Source organism: Sphingomonas citri, from assembly GCF_019429485.1.
Lineage (GTDB): Bacteria > Pseudomonadota > Alphaproteobacteria > Sphingomonadales > Sphingomonadaceae > Sphingomonas > Sphingomonas citri.
The window spans coordinates 430,682-442,891 of sequence record NZ_JAHXZN010000002.1 but is presented as its reverse complement, the minus strand read 5'-3'; the positions used below and the strand labels follow the sequence as shown (position 1 = coordinate 442,891).

At 69.0% G+C, this 12,210-nt stretch carries 15 protein-coding genes; 7 read left to right on the top strand and 8 right to left on the bottom strand.

Annotated elements, in window-relative coordinates; genetic code table 11:
- Positions 1-48: 48 nt before the first annotated feature.
- Positions 49-1,032 (top strand): methyltransferase, encoded by a 984-nt coding sequence (locus KZ820_RS10165; protein ID WP_219748489.1) that lies wholly within the window; start codon positions 49-51, stop codon positions 1,030-1,032.
- A 23-nt stretch (positions 1,033-1,055) separates the two neighbouring features.
- Positions 1,056-1,469, top strand: a complete 414-nt coding sequence (locus KZ820_RS10160; RefSeq protein ID WP_219748488.1) for a VOC family protein — start codon at positions 1,056-1,058, stop codon at positions 1,467-1,469.
- Positions 1,470-1,502: 33 nt separating this feature from the next.
- Here KZ820_RS10160 and KZ820_RS10155 read toward each other — a convergent pair whose 3' ends face one another.
- From KZ820_RS10155 to KZ820_RS10145, 3 genes are all read right to left on the bottom strand, one after another.
- On the bottom strand, positions 1,503-2,096 hold the full coding sequence (locus KZ820_RS10155; protein WP_219748487.1) for a cysteine hydrolase family protein: 594 nt from the start codon (positions 2,094-2,096) through the stop codon (positions 1,503-1,505).
- Positions 2,089-2,520 carry a response regulator gene (locus KZ820_RS10150; protein WP_219748486.1) on the bottom strand — a complete coding sequence of 144 codons (432 nt, stop codon included), beginning with the start codon at positions 2,518-2,520 and terminating at the stop codon, positions 2,089-2,091. Before KZ820_RS10150 ends, KZ820_RS10155 begins: the two co-directional genes overlap by 8 nt.
- A gap of 133 nt (positions 2,521-2,653) precedes the next feature.
- Complete coding sequence (locus tag KZ820_RS10145) at positions 2,654-3,751, bottom strand: CAP domain-containing protein (protein ID WP_219748485.1); 1,098 nt, start codon at positions 3,749-3,751, stop codon at positions 2,654-2,656.
- 215 nt (positions 3,752-3,966) lie between these two features.
- On the opposite strand from KZ820_RS10145, the gene KZ820_RS10140 reads away from it, so the two are divergent.
- Together KZ820_RS10140 and glnA are read left to right on the top strand one after the other, a co-directional pair.
- On the top strand, positions 3,967-4,305 hold the full coding sequence (locus KZ820_RS10140) for a P-II family nitrogen regulator (RefSeq protein WP_132910351.1): 339 nt from the start codon (positions 3,967-3,969) through the stop codon (positions 4,303-4,305).
- 92 nt (positions 4,306-4,397) lie between these two features.
- On the top strand, positions 4,398-5,810 hold the full coding sequence (gene glnA, locus KZ820_RS10135) for a type I glutamate--ammonia ligase (RefSeq protein ID WP_132910350.1): 1,413 nt from the start codon (positions 4,398-4,400) through the stop codon (positions 5,808-5,810).
- 202 nt (positions 5,811-6,012) lie between these two features.
- Here glnA and KZ820_RS10130 read toward each other — a convergent pair whose 3' ends face one another.
- The 3 genes from KZ820_RS10130 to KZ820_RS10120 form a co-directional block, all read right to left on the bottom strand.
- Positions 6,013-6,516 carry a pyridoxamine 5'-phosphate oxidase family protein gene (locus tag KZ820_RS10130; protein WP_219748484.1) on the bottom strand — a complete coding sequence of 168 codons (504 nt, stop codon included), beginning with the start codon at positions 6,514-6,516 and terminating at the stop codon, positions 6,013-6,015.
- A 263-nt stretch (positions 6,517-6,779) separates the two neighbouring features.
- The gene (gene rpsD / locus KZ820_RS10125; protein ID WP_183924538.1) at positions 6,780-7,394 is read right to left on the bottom strand and encodes a 30S ribosomal protein S4; all 615 of its coding nucleotides are present in this window, start codon (positions 7,392-7,394) and stop codon (positions 6,780-6,782) included.
- A gap of 252 nt (positions 7,395-7,646) precedes the next feature.
- Positions 7,647-7,946, bottom strand: coding sequence for a DUF1244 domain-containing protein (locus tag KZ820_RS10120; protein ID WP_373369018.1), 300 nt, complete (start codon positions 7,944-7,946; stop codon positions 7,647-7,649).
- A gap of 68 nt (positions 7,947-8,014) precedes the next feature.
- Here KZ820_RS10120 and pyk point away from each other — a divergent pair, with 68 nt between their 5' ends.
- Entirely contained in the window at positions 8,015-9,490 is a 1,476-nt protein-coding gene (gene pyk, locus KZ820_RS10115) for a pyruvate kinase (RefSeq protein WP_219748482.1), read from the top strand.
- A 139-nt stretch (positions 9,491-9,629) separates the two neighbouring features.
- Complete coding sequence (locus KZ820_RS10110; RefSeq protein WP_219748481.1) at positions 9,630-9,782, top strand: hypothetical protein; 153 nt, start codon at positions 9,630-9,632, stop codon at positions 9,780-9,782.
- 217 nt (positions 9,783-9,999) lie between these two features.
- On the opposite strand, the gene KZ820_RS10105 is transcribed toward KZ820_RS10110, so the two are convergent.
- Positions 10,000-11,121 carry a M14 family metallopeptidase gene (locus KZ820_RS10105; protein ID WP_219748480.1) on the bottom strand — a complete coding sequence of 374 codons (1,122 nt, stop codon included), beginning with the start codon at positions 11,119-11,121 and terminating at the stop codon, positions 10,000-10,002.
- On the bottom strand, positions 11,118-11,717 hold the full coding sequence (locus KZ820_RS10100) for a DUF4136 domain-containing protein (RefSeq protein WP_219748479.1): 600 nt from the start codon (positions 11,715-11,717) through the stop codon (positions 11,118-11,120). Before KZ820_RS10100 ends, KZ820_RS10105 begins: the two co-directional genes overlap by 4 nt.
- 364 nt (positions 11,718-12,081) lie before the next feature.
- Here KZ820_RS10100 and ykgO point away from each other — a divergent pair, with 364 nt between their 5' ends.
- Complete coding sequence (gene ykgO, locus KZ820_RS10095; RefSeq protein ID WP_003046794.1) at positions 12,082-12,207, top strand: type B 50S ribosomal protein L36; 126 nt, start codon at positions 12,082-12,084, stop codon at positions 12,205-12,207.
- The last annotated feature ends 3 nt before the right edge of the window (positions 12,208-12,210 follow it).

Below are 12,210 nucleotides of genomic sequence, written 5' to 3'. Positions count from 1 at the left end.
CACCCCGGCCGACGTTCTCTCGGAACAAAAAAGCCGGGAGAAAACAACATGCTAACCGAGGTCAGCGAGGTCGATCAGCGGCTCGCCGCACCCTGGGCCGCGGCCGAGCGCCGACCCGCGTTGCTGGCCTTGCTGCGCCTGCTCGACGCGCGCGGCTATGACCATGTCACCGCAACGCCCGGAACGCACGCGCGCGTCGTCGCGCGCGACCCCGAACGGCTGGGCCGCGATGCGCGCGAGGTGCTCGGCTGGAGTCGATGCTTCGAGCATGACGCGCTCGATCCAGAGCTGCTCGCCGCACTGCGCGCCGCCGGCGCGGTCGCGATCGAGCCGGACGGGCGGCTGCGCCCACTGCTGCGCGCCTCGCGCGTGGCGGGGCGGCTGTTCCTTCACTCGGCCTTTCCCACCGACGCGCCCGACTCGGTCTTCCTCGGTCCCGACAGCTGTCGCTTCGCGCAGCTGATCGCGGCGCGGCTCGACCCGCGCGCGACTCGCGTGCTCGACTATGGCGCGGGGGCGGGCGTGGGCGGCATCGTCGCGGCGTCGCTGCTCGACCGCGCGCACCTGACGCTCGCCGACGTCAACCCGCGCGCGCTCGCGCTGGCGAGCGTCAACGCCGAACATTTCGGGGTGACGCACGCGATCGAGCAGGTGCAGGCGCCGGACGATCTCGCCGGCGCCTTCGACCTGATCGTGACTCATCCGCCCTTCATGATCGACGCGGCCAAGCGCGCCTATCGCGACGGAGGGGACCTGTATGGCGCACGATTGTCGCTCGAGTGGGTGGTGCAGGGCCTCGCGCTGCTCGCGCCGGGTGGGCGGCTGATCCTGAACACCGGCGTATCGATCGTCGACGGCCGCGACGTGCTGCGCGACGCGCTGCGCGAGCGCCTGCCCGCGATCGGAGTCAGGCTCGACTATCGTGAGCTCGATCCCGATATCTTCAGCGAGGATCTCGACCAGCCCGGCTATGATCGGGTCGAGCGGATCGCCGCGGTCGGGCTGGTCGTTGAGCGCAGCGGCGGCGCCTGAGCGCCGCATCACGGGAGACGATGATGCCGCAGCTCAACGGAGTGCTCGAGACGGCGCTCTATGTCGAAGACAAGGCGCGTTCGATCGCCTTCTTTCGCGACGTCATGGGGCTAGCGATCCTGCGCGCCGAGGAGCGACTCACCGCCCTCGACGCCGGCGGCGGCAGCGTGCTGCTGATCTTCGCGCGCGGCCAGTCGACCGCGGGCGAGGATACGCCGCAGGGCCATATCCCCGGGCACGACGGCGCCGGTCCGCTCCACATGGCGTTCAAGACCGCGGCGGAAGATTATGACGCCTGGCGTGACAAGCTGCGGGCGCACGGCGTCGCCGAGCTCAGCGAGATCCACTGGCCCGCGGGCGGGCGCAGCGTCTATTTCAATGATCCCGACGGTCATGTGCTCGAGATCGCCACGCCGGGGCTGTGGCCGAACTATTGAGCCGGTGATCTTCCGGTTCGCGAGCGGGGCCGCTCAGGTTTCGGCCCTTGCCAACCAAGCTTCCAAGCTCAGGTGGCAGCTCGCCGCCGTTTCCGCGCACATGCTCTTGCGCATCAGTTCCAACGCCCAGTCGAGGTGCTCGGGGCGCTCGCTCGCGACCGTGTCCTCGGGTACCCACAGGTCATAGTCGCGCATGTGCGCGTCGGCGGCGGTGAACAACACGCAGATGTCGGCAGCGACCCCGGTCAGGATCAGCCGGCTCACCCCGAGCTGGGGCAGCAGCACCGGCAGGTTGGTCGCGTAGAAGCCGGAGAATTGTGGCTTCACCACGAAATAGTCGCGTTCGCGCGGGCGGAGCGCGTCGATCAGCGCGGCGCCGCGGCTGCCCTCGCGACAGCAATGGTCGACGATGCTCGATCGCTCGGCGTGCCAACGCCCGAAATTGTCGTTGACGTAGATCACCGGCACGTCCGCCGCGTCGGAGCGATCGCGCAGCGCGCGGATGCGATCCGCCGCCGCGATGGCCGGGGGGGCGAGCTGCTCGCCGCCCTCGAAATCGAGGTCGTTGATCATGTCGATGATCAACAGCGCCGTGGCGCCGGGCGTCGGCTCGGTGGCATCAGCCATGTCGCGCACGCTCGGCGAGCGGCGTCGACGCGGGTGACGTCGGCGTCATGGCGACCGGCAGCGCGCGAACCGCCGCGACGATCTGATAGGAGGCGAAAGGTGCGAGCAGGCACGGGCGCGCGGCGAGGTGCGGCGGCGGTACCATCCCCGCCTCGCCGATGAGCAGCAGCGGCACGCCGCCGGCCTCGAGCGAGTCGAGCAACGGCAGGGCGCTCCCGTCGCTCAGCCGCAAGTTGACGATCGCGGCGGCCGGGCGCTCGCGCAAATTGGCGAGCAGCGCCAGGCCTTCCGCCACCGCGCGGACCGGTCCGAGCAGCTGCGCCCCCGCGTCGTGTAGCGCGTGGCGGAGATAATCGACGCGGAACGGCTCGGCCTCGGCGAGCAGGAGAAGTGGCCGCGGTGGCGGGGAAGCGTCCGGAAACATGCGCGCAACCTGACACGCGCGTCGCGGCTTCGCGTTGATCTGGAGTGGTTCCGGTCGATTTAGCCGAACAGGCGCCAGGCGCAGGCCTGCATCAGCCGGTTGAAGGTCCGCCGTGTCATGCCGAGCTGCTCGGCTACGCCACGATCCGGAAGGTGTAGCTGTAGCTCTGCGCCTGGCCGCGCACCGACACGCCGTCGATCGTCACGGTGTAGGTCACGCCGTTGGCCAGCCCCGCCACCGCGAACTGGATGTTGTTGGGCACGCCGTAACCGGTGTTGTCGAAGCTGATGTTCGACACCGTCAGCGCAGTGTCGCCGTTCGATACCCGTACCGTCGCCCTGGAGTAATCGACCTGAGCGTTGGCGCCGCCGCGCCGCGTCGCGTCGGCGATCACCGAGAAGGACAGCAGCGCCGCGGGGTCGAAGTAGCGCGCCGGATAGTCGCCGTAAGGATAGGCCACGTAGGGCGGCAGCCCGCCCGGCACCGTGACCCCGCCGCTGAACGAGACCACCTTCATCGCCGCCGCATCGGTGCGGCTGCCGTCGGCGAGCACCTGCGCGACGCGGCCGTAGCTGATCTTGCCCAGGAAGGGATCGAGCATCCAGCGGCGGTGACCCACGTTGTTGGCGACCAGGTTGGTCGTCTCGGTGAGCCAGCCGCCGAGATACATGTCCTCGGTGTAGTAGGCGAGATAGGGCGAGATCAGCCCGCCGTAGAGGTTGCTCGTCCCCGCGCCGGTCGAGCCAGTATCGGTGTAGCATTTCCAGTCGGCCGGGGGCGTGTGGGTGAGCTGGCCGTTGGCCGCCATCATCAGTGCCGCCTGGGTCGCCTGCTCGTCGTCGGCGCTGGAATAGGTCACCGCGGGCAGGCGGTGGAGCGCCCGGATCGCGTTCAGCCGCGCGAGCACATCGGCGCGCACGCTGTCGGCCAGCATGCCGGGGCGGCAATTGGCCACGTCGGGCTGGCTGGTGAAGAGCGCGGCGGCGCGTGCCGCCCAGCTGCCGGCGGGCGGGGCGGAGGCGGGATCGAGCGCGACAGGCGTGGGGGAGGGGGTGGGCTGCGGCGCCGGGCTCGGCGTCGGCGAGGGAGCGGGCGCGGGGGCCGGCGTCACCACCACCGCGGCGGGGGTGCTCGCCGTGCTGCTGCCACCATCGCCACCGCCCCCACAGCCGCCGAGCAGCAGCGAGAGCGACGACACGCCGAAGATCCAGGACAACCGGAAGTTACGCATGTCGCCCCTTATCCCCTTGCCGCTTAACAAATTGGCCTGCGTCGGGTTGCTCAAAGCGGCGGCAGTCGGCGCGCGGCTGCCCGATTTTCGGGCAGGCGCGCCCGCCGCCCGGCCGATCGCCGCACTGGGTTGCCCTGAGCGTCCGCGGCTGGCACGGTCGGTGCAAGGTACCTCGCGGGGTATCGGTCTTTCATCCGAGGTGGGGCGTCAATCGCGTGAAGAAGATCGAGGCGATCATCAAGCCGTTCAAGCTGGATGAGGTGAAGGAGGCGCTGCACGAGATCGGCGTCAGCGGCATCACCGTGACCGAGGCCAAGGGCTTCGGCCGGCAGAAGGGCCATACCGAGCTGTATCGCGGCGCCGAATATGTCGTCGACTTCCTGCCCAAGGTGAAGCTCGAGGTGGTCGTCGAGGACGGTCTCGCCGAGCGCGTGGTCGAGGCGATCGCTGCCGCGGCGCAGACCGGCCGGATCGGCGACGGCAAGATCTTCGTGATCCCGGTCGAGACTGCGCTGCGCATCCGCACCGGCGAGCGCGACAACGACGCGATCTGACATCCCATCGCCCCGGCCGCGCGCCGGGGCGTCCCTGTTACCGCGTGCCCCGGCAACGTCCGGGGAGCGCATCTGCGAGAGAGAGAAGCATCATGGCGAACACGGCCGCAGACGTTCTGCAGAAGATCAAGGACGAGGAGATCGAGTGGGTCGATCTGCGCTTCACCGATCCCAAGGGCAAGTGGCAGCACCTCACCATGGTCGCCTCGGTGATGGGCGAGGACGAGTGGACCGACGGCCTGATGTTCGACGGCTCCTCGATCGCCGGCTGGAAGGCGATCAACGAGTCGGACATGATCCTCAAGCCCGACCTCGACGCGGTCTACACCGATCCCTTCTCGGCGACGCCGATGCTGATCGTGTTCTGCGACATCGTCGAGCCGTCGACCGGCGAGGGCTATAGCCGCGACCCGCGCACCACCGCCAAGCGCGCCGAGGCCTATGTCGCCACCACCGGGATCGGCGACACCGTCTATGTCGGCCCCGAGGCCGAGTTCTTCATGTTCGACGACGTCCGCTTCGAGAACAGCTACAACAGCAGCTACTTCAAGATCGACGACATCGAGCTTCCGACCAACACCGGCCGCGAATATGAGGGCGGCAACCTCGCGCACCGCCCGCGCGCCAAGGGCGGCTATTTCCCGGTCGCGCCGGTCGACTCGGCGGTCGACATCCGCGGCGAGATGGTCTCGACCATGATCGAGATGGGCCTGCCGTGCGACAAGCACCACCATGAGGTGGCGGCGGCGCAGCACGAGCTGGGCCTTACCTTCGGCACGCTGACCACCACCGCCGACCGCATGCAGATCTACAAGTATGTCGTGCACCAGGTCGCGCACGCCTATGGCAAGTCGGCCACCTTCATGCCCAAGCCGATCAAGGAAGATAACGGATCGGGCATGCACACGCACTTCTCGATCTGGAACGGCAAGGAGCCGCTCTTCGCGGGCAACGGCTATGCCGGCCTGTCCGACACCTGCCTGTATTTCATCGGCGGCATCATCAAGCACGCCAAGGCGATCAACGCCTTCACCAACCCGACCACCAACAGCTACAAGCGACTGGTGCCGGGGTACGAGGCGCCGGTGCTGCTCGCTTATTCGGCGCGCAACCGCTCGGCCTCGTGCCGCATCCCCTACGGCACCGGGCCGAAGAGCAAGCGCGTCGAGGTGCGCTTCCCCGACGCGATGGCGAACCCGTATCTCGCCTACGCCGCGCTGCTGATGGCGGGCCTGGACGGCATCCAGAACAAGATCCATCCCGGCGAGGCGATGGACAAGAACCTGTACGACCTGCCGCCGGCCGAGCTGGCGCAGGTGCCGACGGTCTGCGCGTCGCTGCGCGAGGCGCTCGACTCGCTGATGGCCGACCACGACTTCCTGCTGAAAGGCGACGTCTTCACCAAGGACCAGATCGAGGCCTATGTCGAGCTGCAGTGGCAGGACGTGGCGCGCTGGGAGATGACCCCCAGCCCGGTCGAGTACGACATGTATTACAGCGCCTGAGCCGCGCCGAGCGGCTGACGCGAGAAGGGCGCCCGGTGCGAACCGGGCGCCCTTTTCTCTTGGCTTTATCCTCCCCGCACGCGGGGAGGGGGACCGCTCGCGTAGCGAGCGGTGGAGGGGCGACGCCTCAAACGAGCCGTCCTCAAAGGGGAGAGTCCCCTCCGTCAGCGCGTCGCGCTGCCGCCTCCCAGCGAGCGGGGAGTTACGCCGGTGAATTCTCCGCCGTCGTCGCCACCTTGGCGTGGCTGCCCGACTCGCTCGCCTTGATCGTCCCGCCGAACAGCATCTTCACGCGGCCCGAGAGCGAGATGTCGCTTTCCCACAGCTCCGCGCTGTCGACGTCGACGCGCAGCAGCGCCAAGTTGGGGTCCTCGCGACCGCCCGGAAACCAGGCCTCGGCCTGCTTGTTCCAGAGCTTGTCGATCTGCGCGGCGTCGTTGTCGATGCGCGCCTGGCCGTCCATGCAGGCGAAGAAGTCGTGCCCCTTGGACACGTACTGCGCCATCACGCGACCGCCGCCGGCGAGCCGGTTGTCCTTGCCCACGAAGAAGAAGAGTGTGTCGACCTGGTCCTTGTCGAGCTGCGCGGTGAGCGGCTCGCTGTGCGCCGAGCCGTCCGCCGGGCCGACCATGACGAACGGGCTGTCCGCCATCTTCTGCCAGAGGTCGTGCTTGAGCTTGGTCGGGTCGGTGTTGGCGTCCGCCATCTTGGGTCTCCTGTCGATGTGGACGGAGAACGAGAGCGGGTCGGGTTGGTTGCGGGAGGGGTGGCGGCGCTAAGAAGGCGCCGGTTTGCTCCTGCGCACGCAGGAGCCCAGAGCCACGAGCGCGGCACCTGCTGCCCTGGGCTCCGGCGTTTGCCGGAGCACGTCACCCCAACGAAAAACCCCGGCACGCGGCCGGGGTCCTCGGGGAGGGCGACGACCCTCCGGCGCCACTCCGGAGATGCCGGAGCGACGGATGGGGCAGGTCAGCGCGAGTAGAACTCGACGACCAGGTTCGGCTCCATCTTCACCGGATACGGCACCTCGTCCAGCGTCGGCACGCGGATGAAGGAGACCTTCGCGGCGCCGTCGGGCGCAACATAGTCGGGCACCTCACGCTCGGCGAGCTGCTGCGCCTCGAGCACCAGCGCCATCTCCTGCGCCTTGGTGCCGAGCGTGATCTCGTCGCCGACGTCGCAGCGGCGCGACGCGATGTTGCACTTCACACCGTTGACGCGGACGTGGCCGTGGCTGACCAGCTGACGCGCGGCCCAGATCGTCGGCGCGAACTTCGCGCGGTACACGATCGCATCGAGGCGGCGCTCGAGCAGGCCGATGAGGTTCTGCGAGGTGTCGCCCTTCATGCGCGACGCCTCCTCATAGGCGTGGCGGAACTGCTTCTCGGTGACGTCGCCGTAATAGCCCTTGAGCTTCTGCTTGGCGCGCAGCTGGATGCCGAAGTCCGACATCTTGCCCTTGCGGCGCTGGCCGTGCTGGCCCGGGCCGTACTCGCGCTTGTTCACCGGGCTCTTCGGCCGGCCCCAGATGTTCTCGCCGAGACGACGGTCGAGCTTGTACTTGGCGCTGCTGCGCTTCGACATCAGATATTCCTAAGCAATGGCGTACAACGTTGGTCCCGGTCATCGCGCCGCGTGATCCACGAGGTGGAAAGCGCAGGCCCGCCGCTTCACCGGGGTGCGGGGGCGATTGCGAAGCGGCGCGGGTAGCGGGGCAGGGCCGCGGAGTCAAGTTCGAGGCGCGGCGCCTAGGCTGAGCCAATAGCTCAGGGGCTCGTTGAACCTCTTCCCGCGCAGAAGGATCAGCCGAGGGTCGAGACTCTCTCGCTCCGCCGATCACGCGTTGCGCGCGACGCTCTCCTTCATCCGCGCCAGCTGCTCCGGTGTCGCCTCGTGCTGGTGGCGGTCTTTCCACTCGGCATAGGGCATGCCGTAGATCGCCTCGCGCGCGGCATCCTTGGGCAGCCCGCCCGCCTCGCCAACCCAGTCGGACAGGCAGTTGCGGCAAAAGCCCGCCAGCCCCATCAGGTCGACGTTCTGCGCGTCGGTGCGGTGGCGCAGGTGGCGCACCAGGCGGCGGAAGGCCGCCGCGGCGGTCGCGTCGTCGAGCGTGTCGAGGGGGTCGCGCTGATCCATCTGCATCTCCGGATTTGATCCCGGCGCGTTAGTCGCTAAGGCGTCCGCGGCAAAGCAGGAAGGCGCATGTGACCGAGACATCCGATACGATCGCCCCGCGCTCGCGCAAGGTTCGCGTGCTCGCCACCCTGGGGCCGGCGAGCGACACGCCCGAGATGATCGCGACGCTGTTCCAGGCGGGCGCGGACGCGTTCCGCATCAATATGAGCCACGGCGACCAGGCCTCCAAGGCGCAGATCATCCGATCGATCCGCGCGCTGGAGCAGAAGTTCAACCGCCCCTCGACGATCCTCGCCGATCTCCAGGGGCCCAAGCTGCGCGTCGGCAAGTTCGCGGGTGGCCGCGTGATGCTGGAGCACGGCAGCACCTTCACGCTCGACCATGACCCGACGCCGGGCGACGCGACGCGCGTGCGGCTGCCGCACCGCGAGATCTTCGCCGCGATCGAGCCGGGCGCGCGCCTGCTGCTCGACGACGGCAAATTGGTGCTACGCGTCACCGACCATGACGAGAATCGTATCGTCACCAACGTAGAGATCGGCGGCGCGCTGAGCGACAACAAGGGCCTCAACGTTCCCGACGTGGTGGTGCCGATGGCGGCGCTGACCGAGAAGGACCGCTCCGACCTGTCGTTCGCGCTGGAGCAGGGAGTCGACTGGATCGCGCTCTCGTTCGTCCAGCGCCCCGAGGACCTGGCCGAGGCGCGCAAGCTGATCCAGGGCGAGGCCGCGCTGCTCGCCAAGATCGAGAAGCCCGCCGCGATCGAGCGGCTCGAGGAGATCGTCGAGATGTGCGACGGCGTCATGGTCGCGCGCGGCGATCTGGGCGTCGAGCTGCCGCCGCAGTCGGTGCCGCCGCTGCAGAAGCGCATCGTCGAGACCGCGCGCCGCATGGGCCGACCGGTGGTGGTCGCGACGCAGATGCTCGAGTCGATGATCCAGAGCCCGTCGCCGACGCGCGCCGAGGTCTCCGACGTTGCCACCGCGATCTACGACGGTGCGGACGCGATCATGCTCTCGGCCGAGAGCGCCGCGGGCGCCTGGCCGGTCGAATCGGTGGCGATGATGAACGCGATCGGCGACGCGGTGGAGCGCGATCCGATGCACGGCGACCGCATCCACTTCACCGTGACGCGGCCCGATCCCACCACCGCCGACGCGCTGGCGGAATCGGCCAAGAACATCGCCGCGACGGTGTCCGCGGCGGCGATCATCTGTTTCACCAGCTCGGGTTCGACCGCGCGTCGGATCGCGCGCGAGCGCCCGTCGGTGCCGATCCTGGTGCTCACCCCCAATCGCGAGACCGCGCGCCGGCTCGGGCTGCTGTGGGGTACGCACAATGTGGTGACGCGCGACGTGGAGTCGTTCGAGGAGATGGTGGCCAAGGCGAAGCGGATCGCGCTGCGCCAAGGCATCGCCCAGGCGGGTGACCGCGTGATCGTGATGGCGGGCGTGCCGTTCCGCACCCCCGGGTCGACCAACGTGCTCCACGTGGTGCGCATCATCGGCGACGAGCTGAAGGACTATCGCGCGCAGGGCGAGTGACGCGCTCAGCGTGATCGGCCGCCACGGTCCGCGCGGATCCGTCCGATCCGATGCGGATGGAGCGTCGACGGCGGTTTCGTCCAATCCCTCCCCGACCGGGTCGCGCATGGAGCGCGCGAACGGGGGCAGGGAAGAAACGATGTTACGCAAGGCGACGCACGAGCTCGTGCGCAGCGAACTGGCGCGCGCGCGCCGCACCGCCGCGATGGTGACCGACCCGGTCTCTGCCGGCTCGCTGCGCCGCTACATCGGCGAGCTCGAGGAAGAATTGCACCGCCATCCGCGGACGTGAGGGCCGTTTGACGATCGTCCCCCCAGGGCGGGAAGGGGGCGTGCGGGCGCGATCGTGTCCGCCGGACACGATCTTGGCGTGCCCCCGGCACGCCAAAGTCCGCACGCTCGCGAAGCGAGTGGTGAAGCGGGTTCTCTGCGCAGTGCAGCGCCTGCGGAAGCCCCCTGCACACGGTGCGCATGGTTCCCCTCCCCGCGAGCGGGAAGGAACTCGGAGCTCACAACCCGTCGATCATCTCAGCGACCACCTCGAGGCACGACACCCCCAGCCGACGGCTGCGCTCGGGGCTCCAGCCGAACTCGGCGTCGGGATTGGGATCGTGGTCCTTGAACGGCATCTCCAGCGTCACCGACACCGCGCCGAAGCGCTCGGCGAGCTGATTGGTCGACATCGACAGATTGGCCTTGCCCGGGGCGGAGCGTTCATAGCCCAGCTCGGTCTGGAAATCGCGGCTGTGCGCCGCCAGCCGCTGTCCGAAATCGTAGAATTTCGCGCCATGCGCGTCGGTCCAGGAGGGAATGCCCTCGAAGCCGGCGATGAAGTTCGCCGGGATGGCCTCGTCGCCGTGGACGTCCATCGCGAAGGTGACGCCGGTGCGGTCCATCTCGCGCAGCACGCACAGCACCTCGGGACTGCGCTCGGCGGACGGCGCGTGCCACTCGCGGTTGAGGTTCACCCCCGCCGCGTTGGTGCGCAGATGGCCGCGCCGCGTGCCGTCGGGGTTCATGTTGGGCACGACATGGACCGTCGCCGCCGCCAGCAGCGACGTGGCGGCGTCGCTGGTGAGCCAGTCGAGCGCGCCCTCCATCCAAAATTCGGTCATCGATTCGCCGGGGTGCTGGCGGCCGTACAGCCACACCTGCTTGGCACCGCTGCCGACGCGGAAGTAATCGATCGCCTGCCCGTCGAGCGTCTGCCCCAGCTCGCGATGAGTCACGCCCGGCCGCGCCGCGATCCGCGCCACCAGCTGCGCGTGCATCTCCATCGTGAACGGCGCGAAATAGGCGAACCAGGCGAGGTCGCCGGTGCCGGTCCAGTCGAAGGTGAGCACGCCGCCGTCGTAGCGCGTGTCGATCATCCGCCACGCCGCCAGGTCGGTCGAGGCGCGGGTGCGATAGCCCGGCCAGCCGAACGGATAGGCCGACTGCCCGGCGTTGACGATGCGGAACGTGACCCGCCTGCCGCGCAGCCCGGCGGCGCGGAAGTAGAACCACTGGTAGAAGTCGGACTGGTGATCGCGCACGATCTCAAGATCGCAGGTCCAGTCGTCGCCCTCGCCGCGGAGCTCGACCAGGCGGATGTTGCCGCCATCGAAGGCGGCGTTGATCTGTAGCGTCATTTCACCTCGACCGTGCGCCCGGACTCGCCGGGGAAATCCTTGAACAGAGCGGCGGCGAGCCGCGCCGCGACCGTGTTGGCGTCGGCGTCGGGCGCGCTGGTGTCGGTGAGCGACTGCGCCTGCCCCTCCCAGATCGCGTTGGGGCCGCGCCGCAGCCGCACCGCCAGCTCGGTCACCACGCCGATGCGCTCGCGCGCGCCGCCGAGCGGGAAGCTGACCCCGCCGCCCAGCCCGGTGCCACCGCGCCGCCCGCCCGAGAAGCCGCCCCCGCCGAGCCCGATCTGCACCGGCGAGCTGCGCGGCGGCAGCGGCCGGTCGGTGCGGGTGAAGCCGACGGTGGCGATATATTGCGCGGCGGTGCCCGGCGCGGGGCTGGTGAAGCCGTTGCGCAGCAGCTCGGCCTCCACCGCGGCGGCGTAGGTCTTGTACTCTAGGCTGGGCGATCCCGCGCCCTGCAGCGGCTCGACGCTCACGGTGCCGCGTTCGGCCACCGCGTCATAGTGGAAGCGGGTCGCCTCGACCGGGAAGCGCTGCGGCCCGGTGGCGCAGGCCGCCAGCGGCGCGGCGGCGAGAAGGACGAGGACGACACGACGCATGACACATCCTTCGGGGAAGCGATCGTTGCGCCATAGCAACGCCGCAGCGCGTCGCAAGCTCCGCCAGGGGCAGGGGGCGGAGTGGGATCATGACGGTAGGGTGACTTCGAGACGAGGCTTCGACGAGCTCAGGCTCTCCTCAGCGCGAACGGACGTGAGTGAACGGCTGGGCGATCCCGGCTGCAGCGCGCGTTCCCTCGGCCTCGCCCTCATCCCCCGTTCATGCTGAGGAGTCGCTGAGCTCGTCGAAGTGGCGTCTCGAAGCACGGCCACATCCGCCACTCTCCCCGACTCAGGTTGACTTTCCACCCCCTGCTCTCTAGGCGGCGCGCTTTCTCATTCTCTCGATAGAAGCGCCATCGCCATGAAGATCCGCAACAGCCTCAAGTCGCTCAAGGACCGCCACCGCGACAATCGCGTGATCCGTCGTCGCGGCCGCACCTACGTGATCAACAAGACCAACCGCCGCTTCAAGGCGCGCCAGGGCTGAGCT

Excerpts from the sequence above, each read along its gene's own strand:
- glnA (WP_132910350.1), top strand. The coding sequence starts at position 4,398 with ATGGCGAACACGGCCGCAGACGTTCTGCAGAAGATCAAGGACGAGGAG.
- KZ820_RS10105 (WP_219748480.1), bottom strand. The coding sequence starts at position 11,121 with ATGACGCTACAGATCAACGCCGCCTTCGATGGCGGCAACATCCGCCTG.
- KZ820_RS10165 (WP_219748489.1), top strand. The coding sequence starts at position 49 with ATGCTAACCGAGGTCAGCGAGGTCGATCAGCGGCTCGCCGCACCCTGG.
- KZ820_RS10110 (WP_219748481.1), top strand. The coding sequence starts at position 9,630 with ATGTTACGCAAGGCGACGCACGAGCTCGTGCGCAGCGAACTGGCGCGC.
- KZ820_RS10155 (WP_219748487.1), bottom strand. The coding sequence starts at position 2,096 with ATGGCTGATGCCACCGAGCCGACGCCCGGCGCCACGGCGCTGTTGATC.
- rpsD (WP_183924538.1), bottom strand. The coding sequence starts at position 7,394 with ATGTCGAAGCGCAGCAGCGCCAAGTACAAGCTCGACCGTCGTCTCGGC.
- KZ820_RS10145 (WP_219748485.1), bottom strand. The coding sequence starts at position 3,751 with ATGCGTAACTTCCGGTTGTCCTGGATCTTCGGCGTGTCGTCGCTCTCG.
- KZ820_RS10130 (WP_219748484.1), bottom strand. The coding sequence starts at position 6,516 with ATGGCGGACGCCAACACCGACCCGACCAAGCTCAAGCACGACCTCTGG.
- KZ820_RS10120 (WP_373369018.1), bottom strand. The coding sequence starts at position 7,946 with ATGGATCAGCGCGACCCCCTCGACACGCTCGACGACGCGACCGCCGCG.
- KZ820_RS10160 (WP_219748488.1), top strand. The coding sequence starts at position 1,056 with ATGCCGCAGCTCAACGGAGTGCTCGAGACGGCGCTCTATGTCGAAGAC.
- KZ820_RS10150 (WP_219748486.1), bottom strand. The coding sequence starts at position 2,520 with ATGTTTCCGGACGCTTCCCCGCCACCGCGGCCACTTCTCCTGCTCGCC.
- KZ820_RS10100 (WP_219748479.1), bottom strand. The coding sequence starts at position 11,717 with ATGCGTCGTGTCGTCCTCGTCCTTCTCGCCGCCGCGCCGCTGGCGGCC.
- ykgO (WP_003046794.1), top strand. The coding sequence starts at position 12,082 with ATGAAGATCCGCAACAGCCTCAAGTCGCTCAAGGACCGCCACCGCGAC.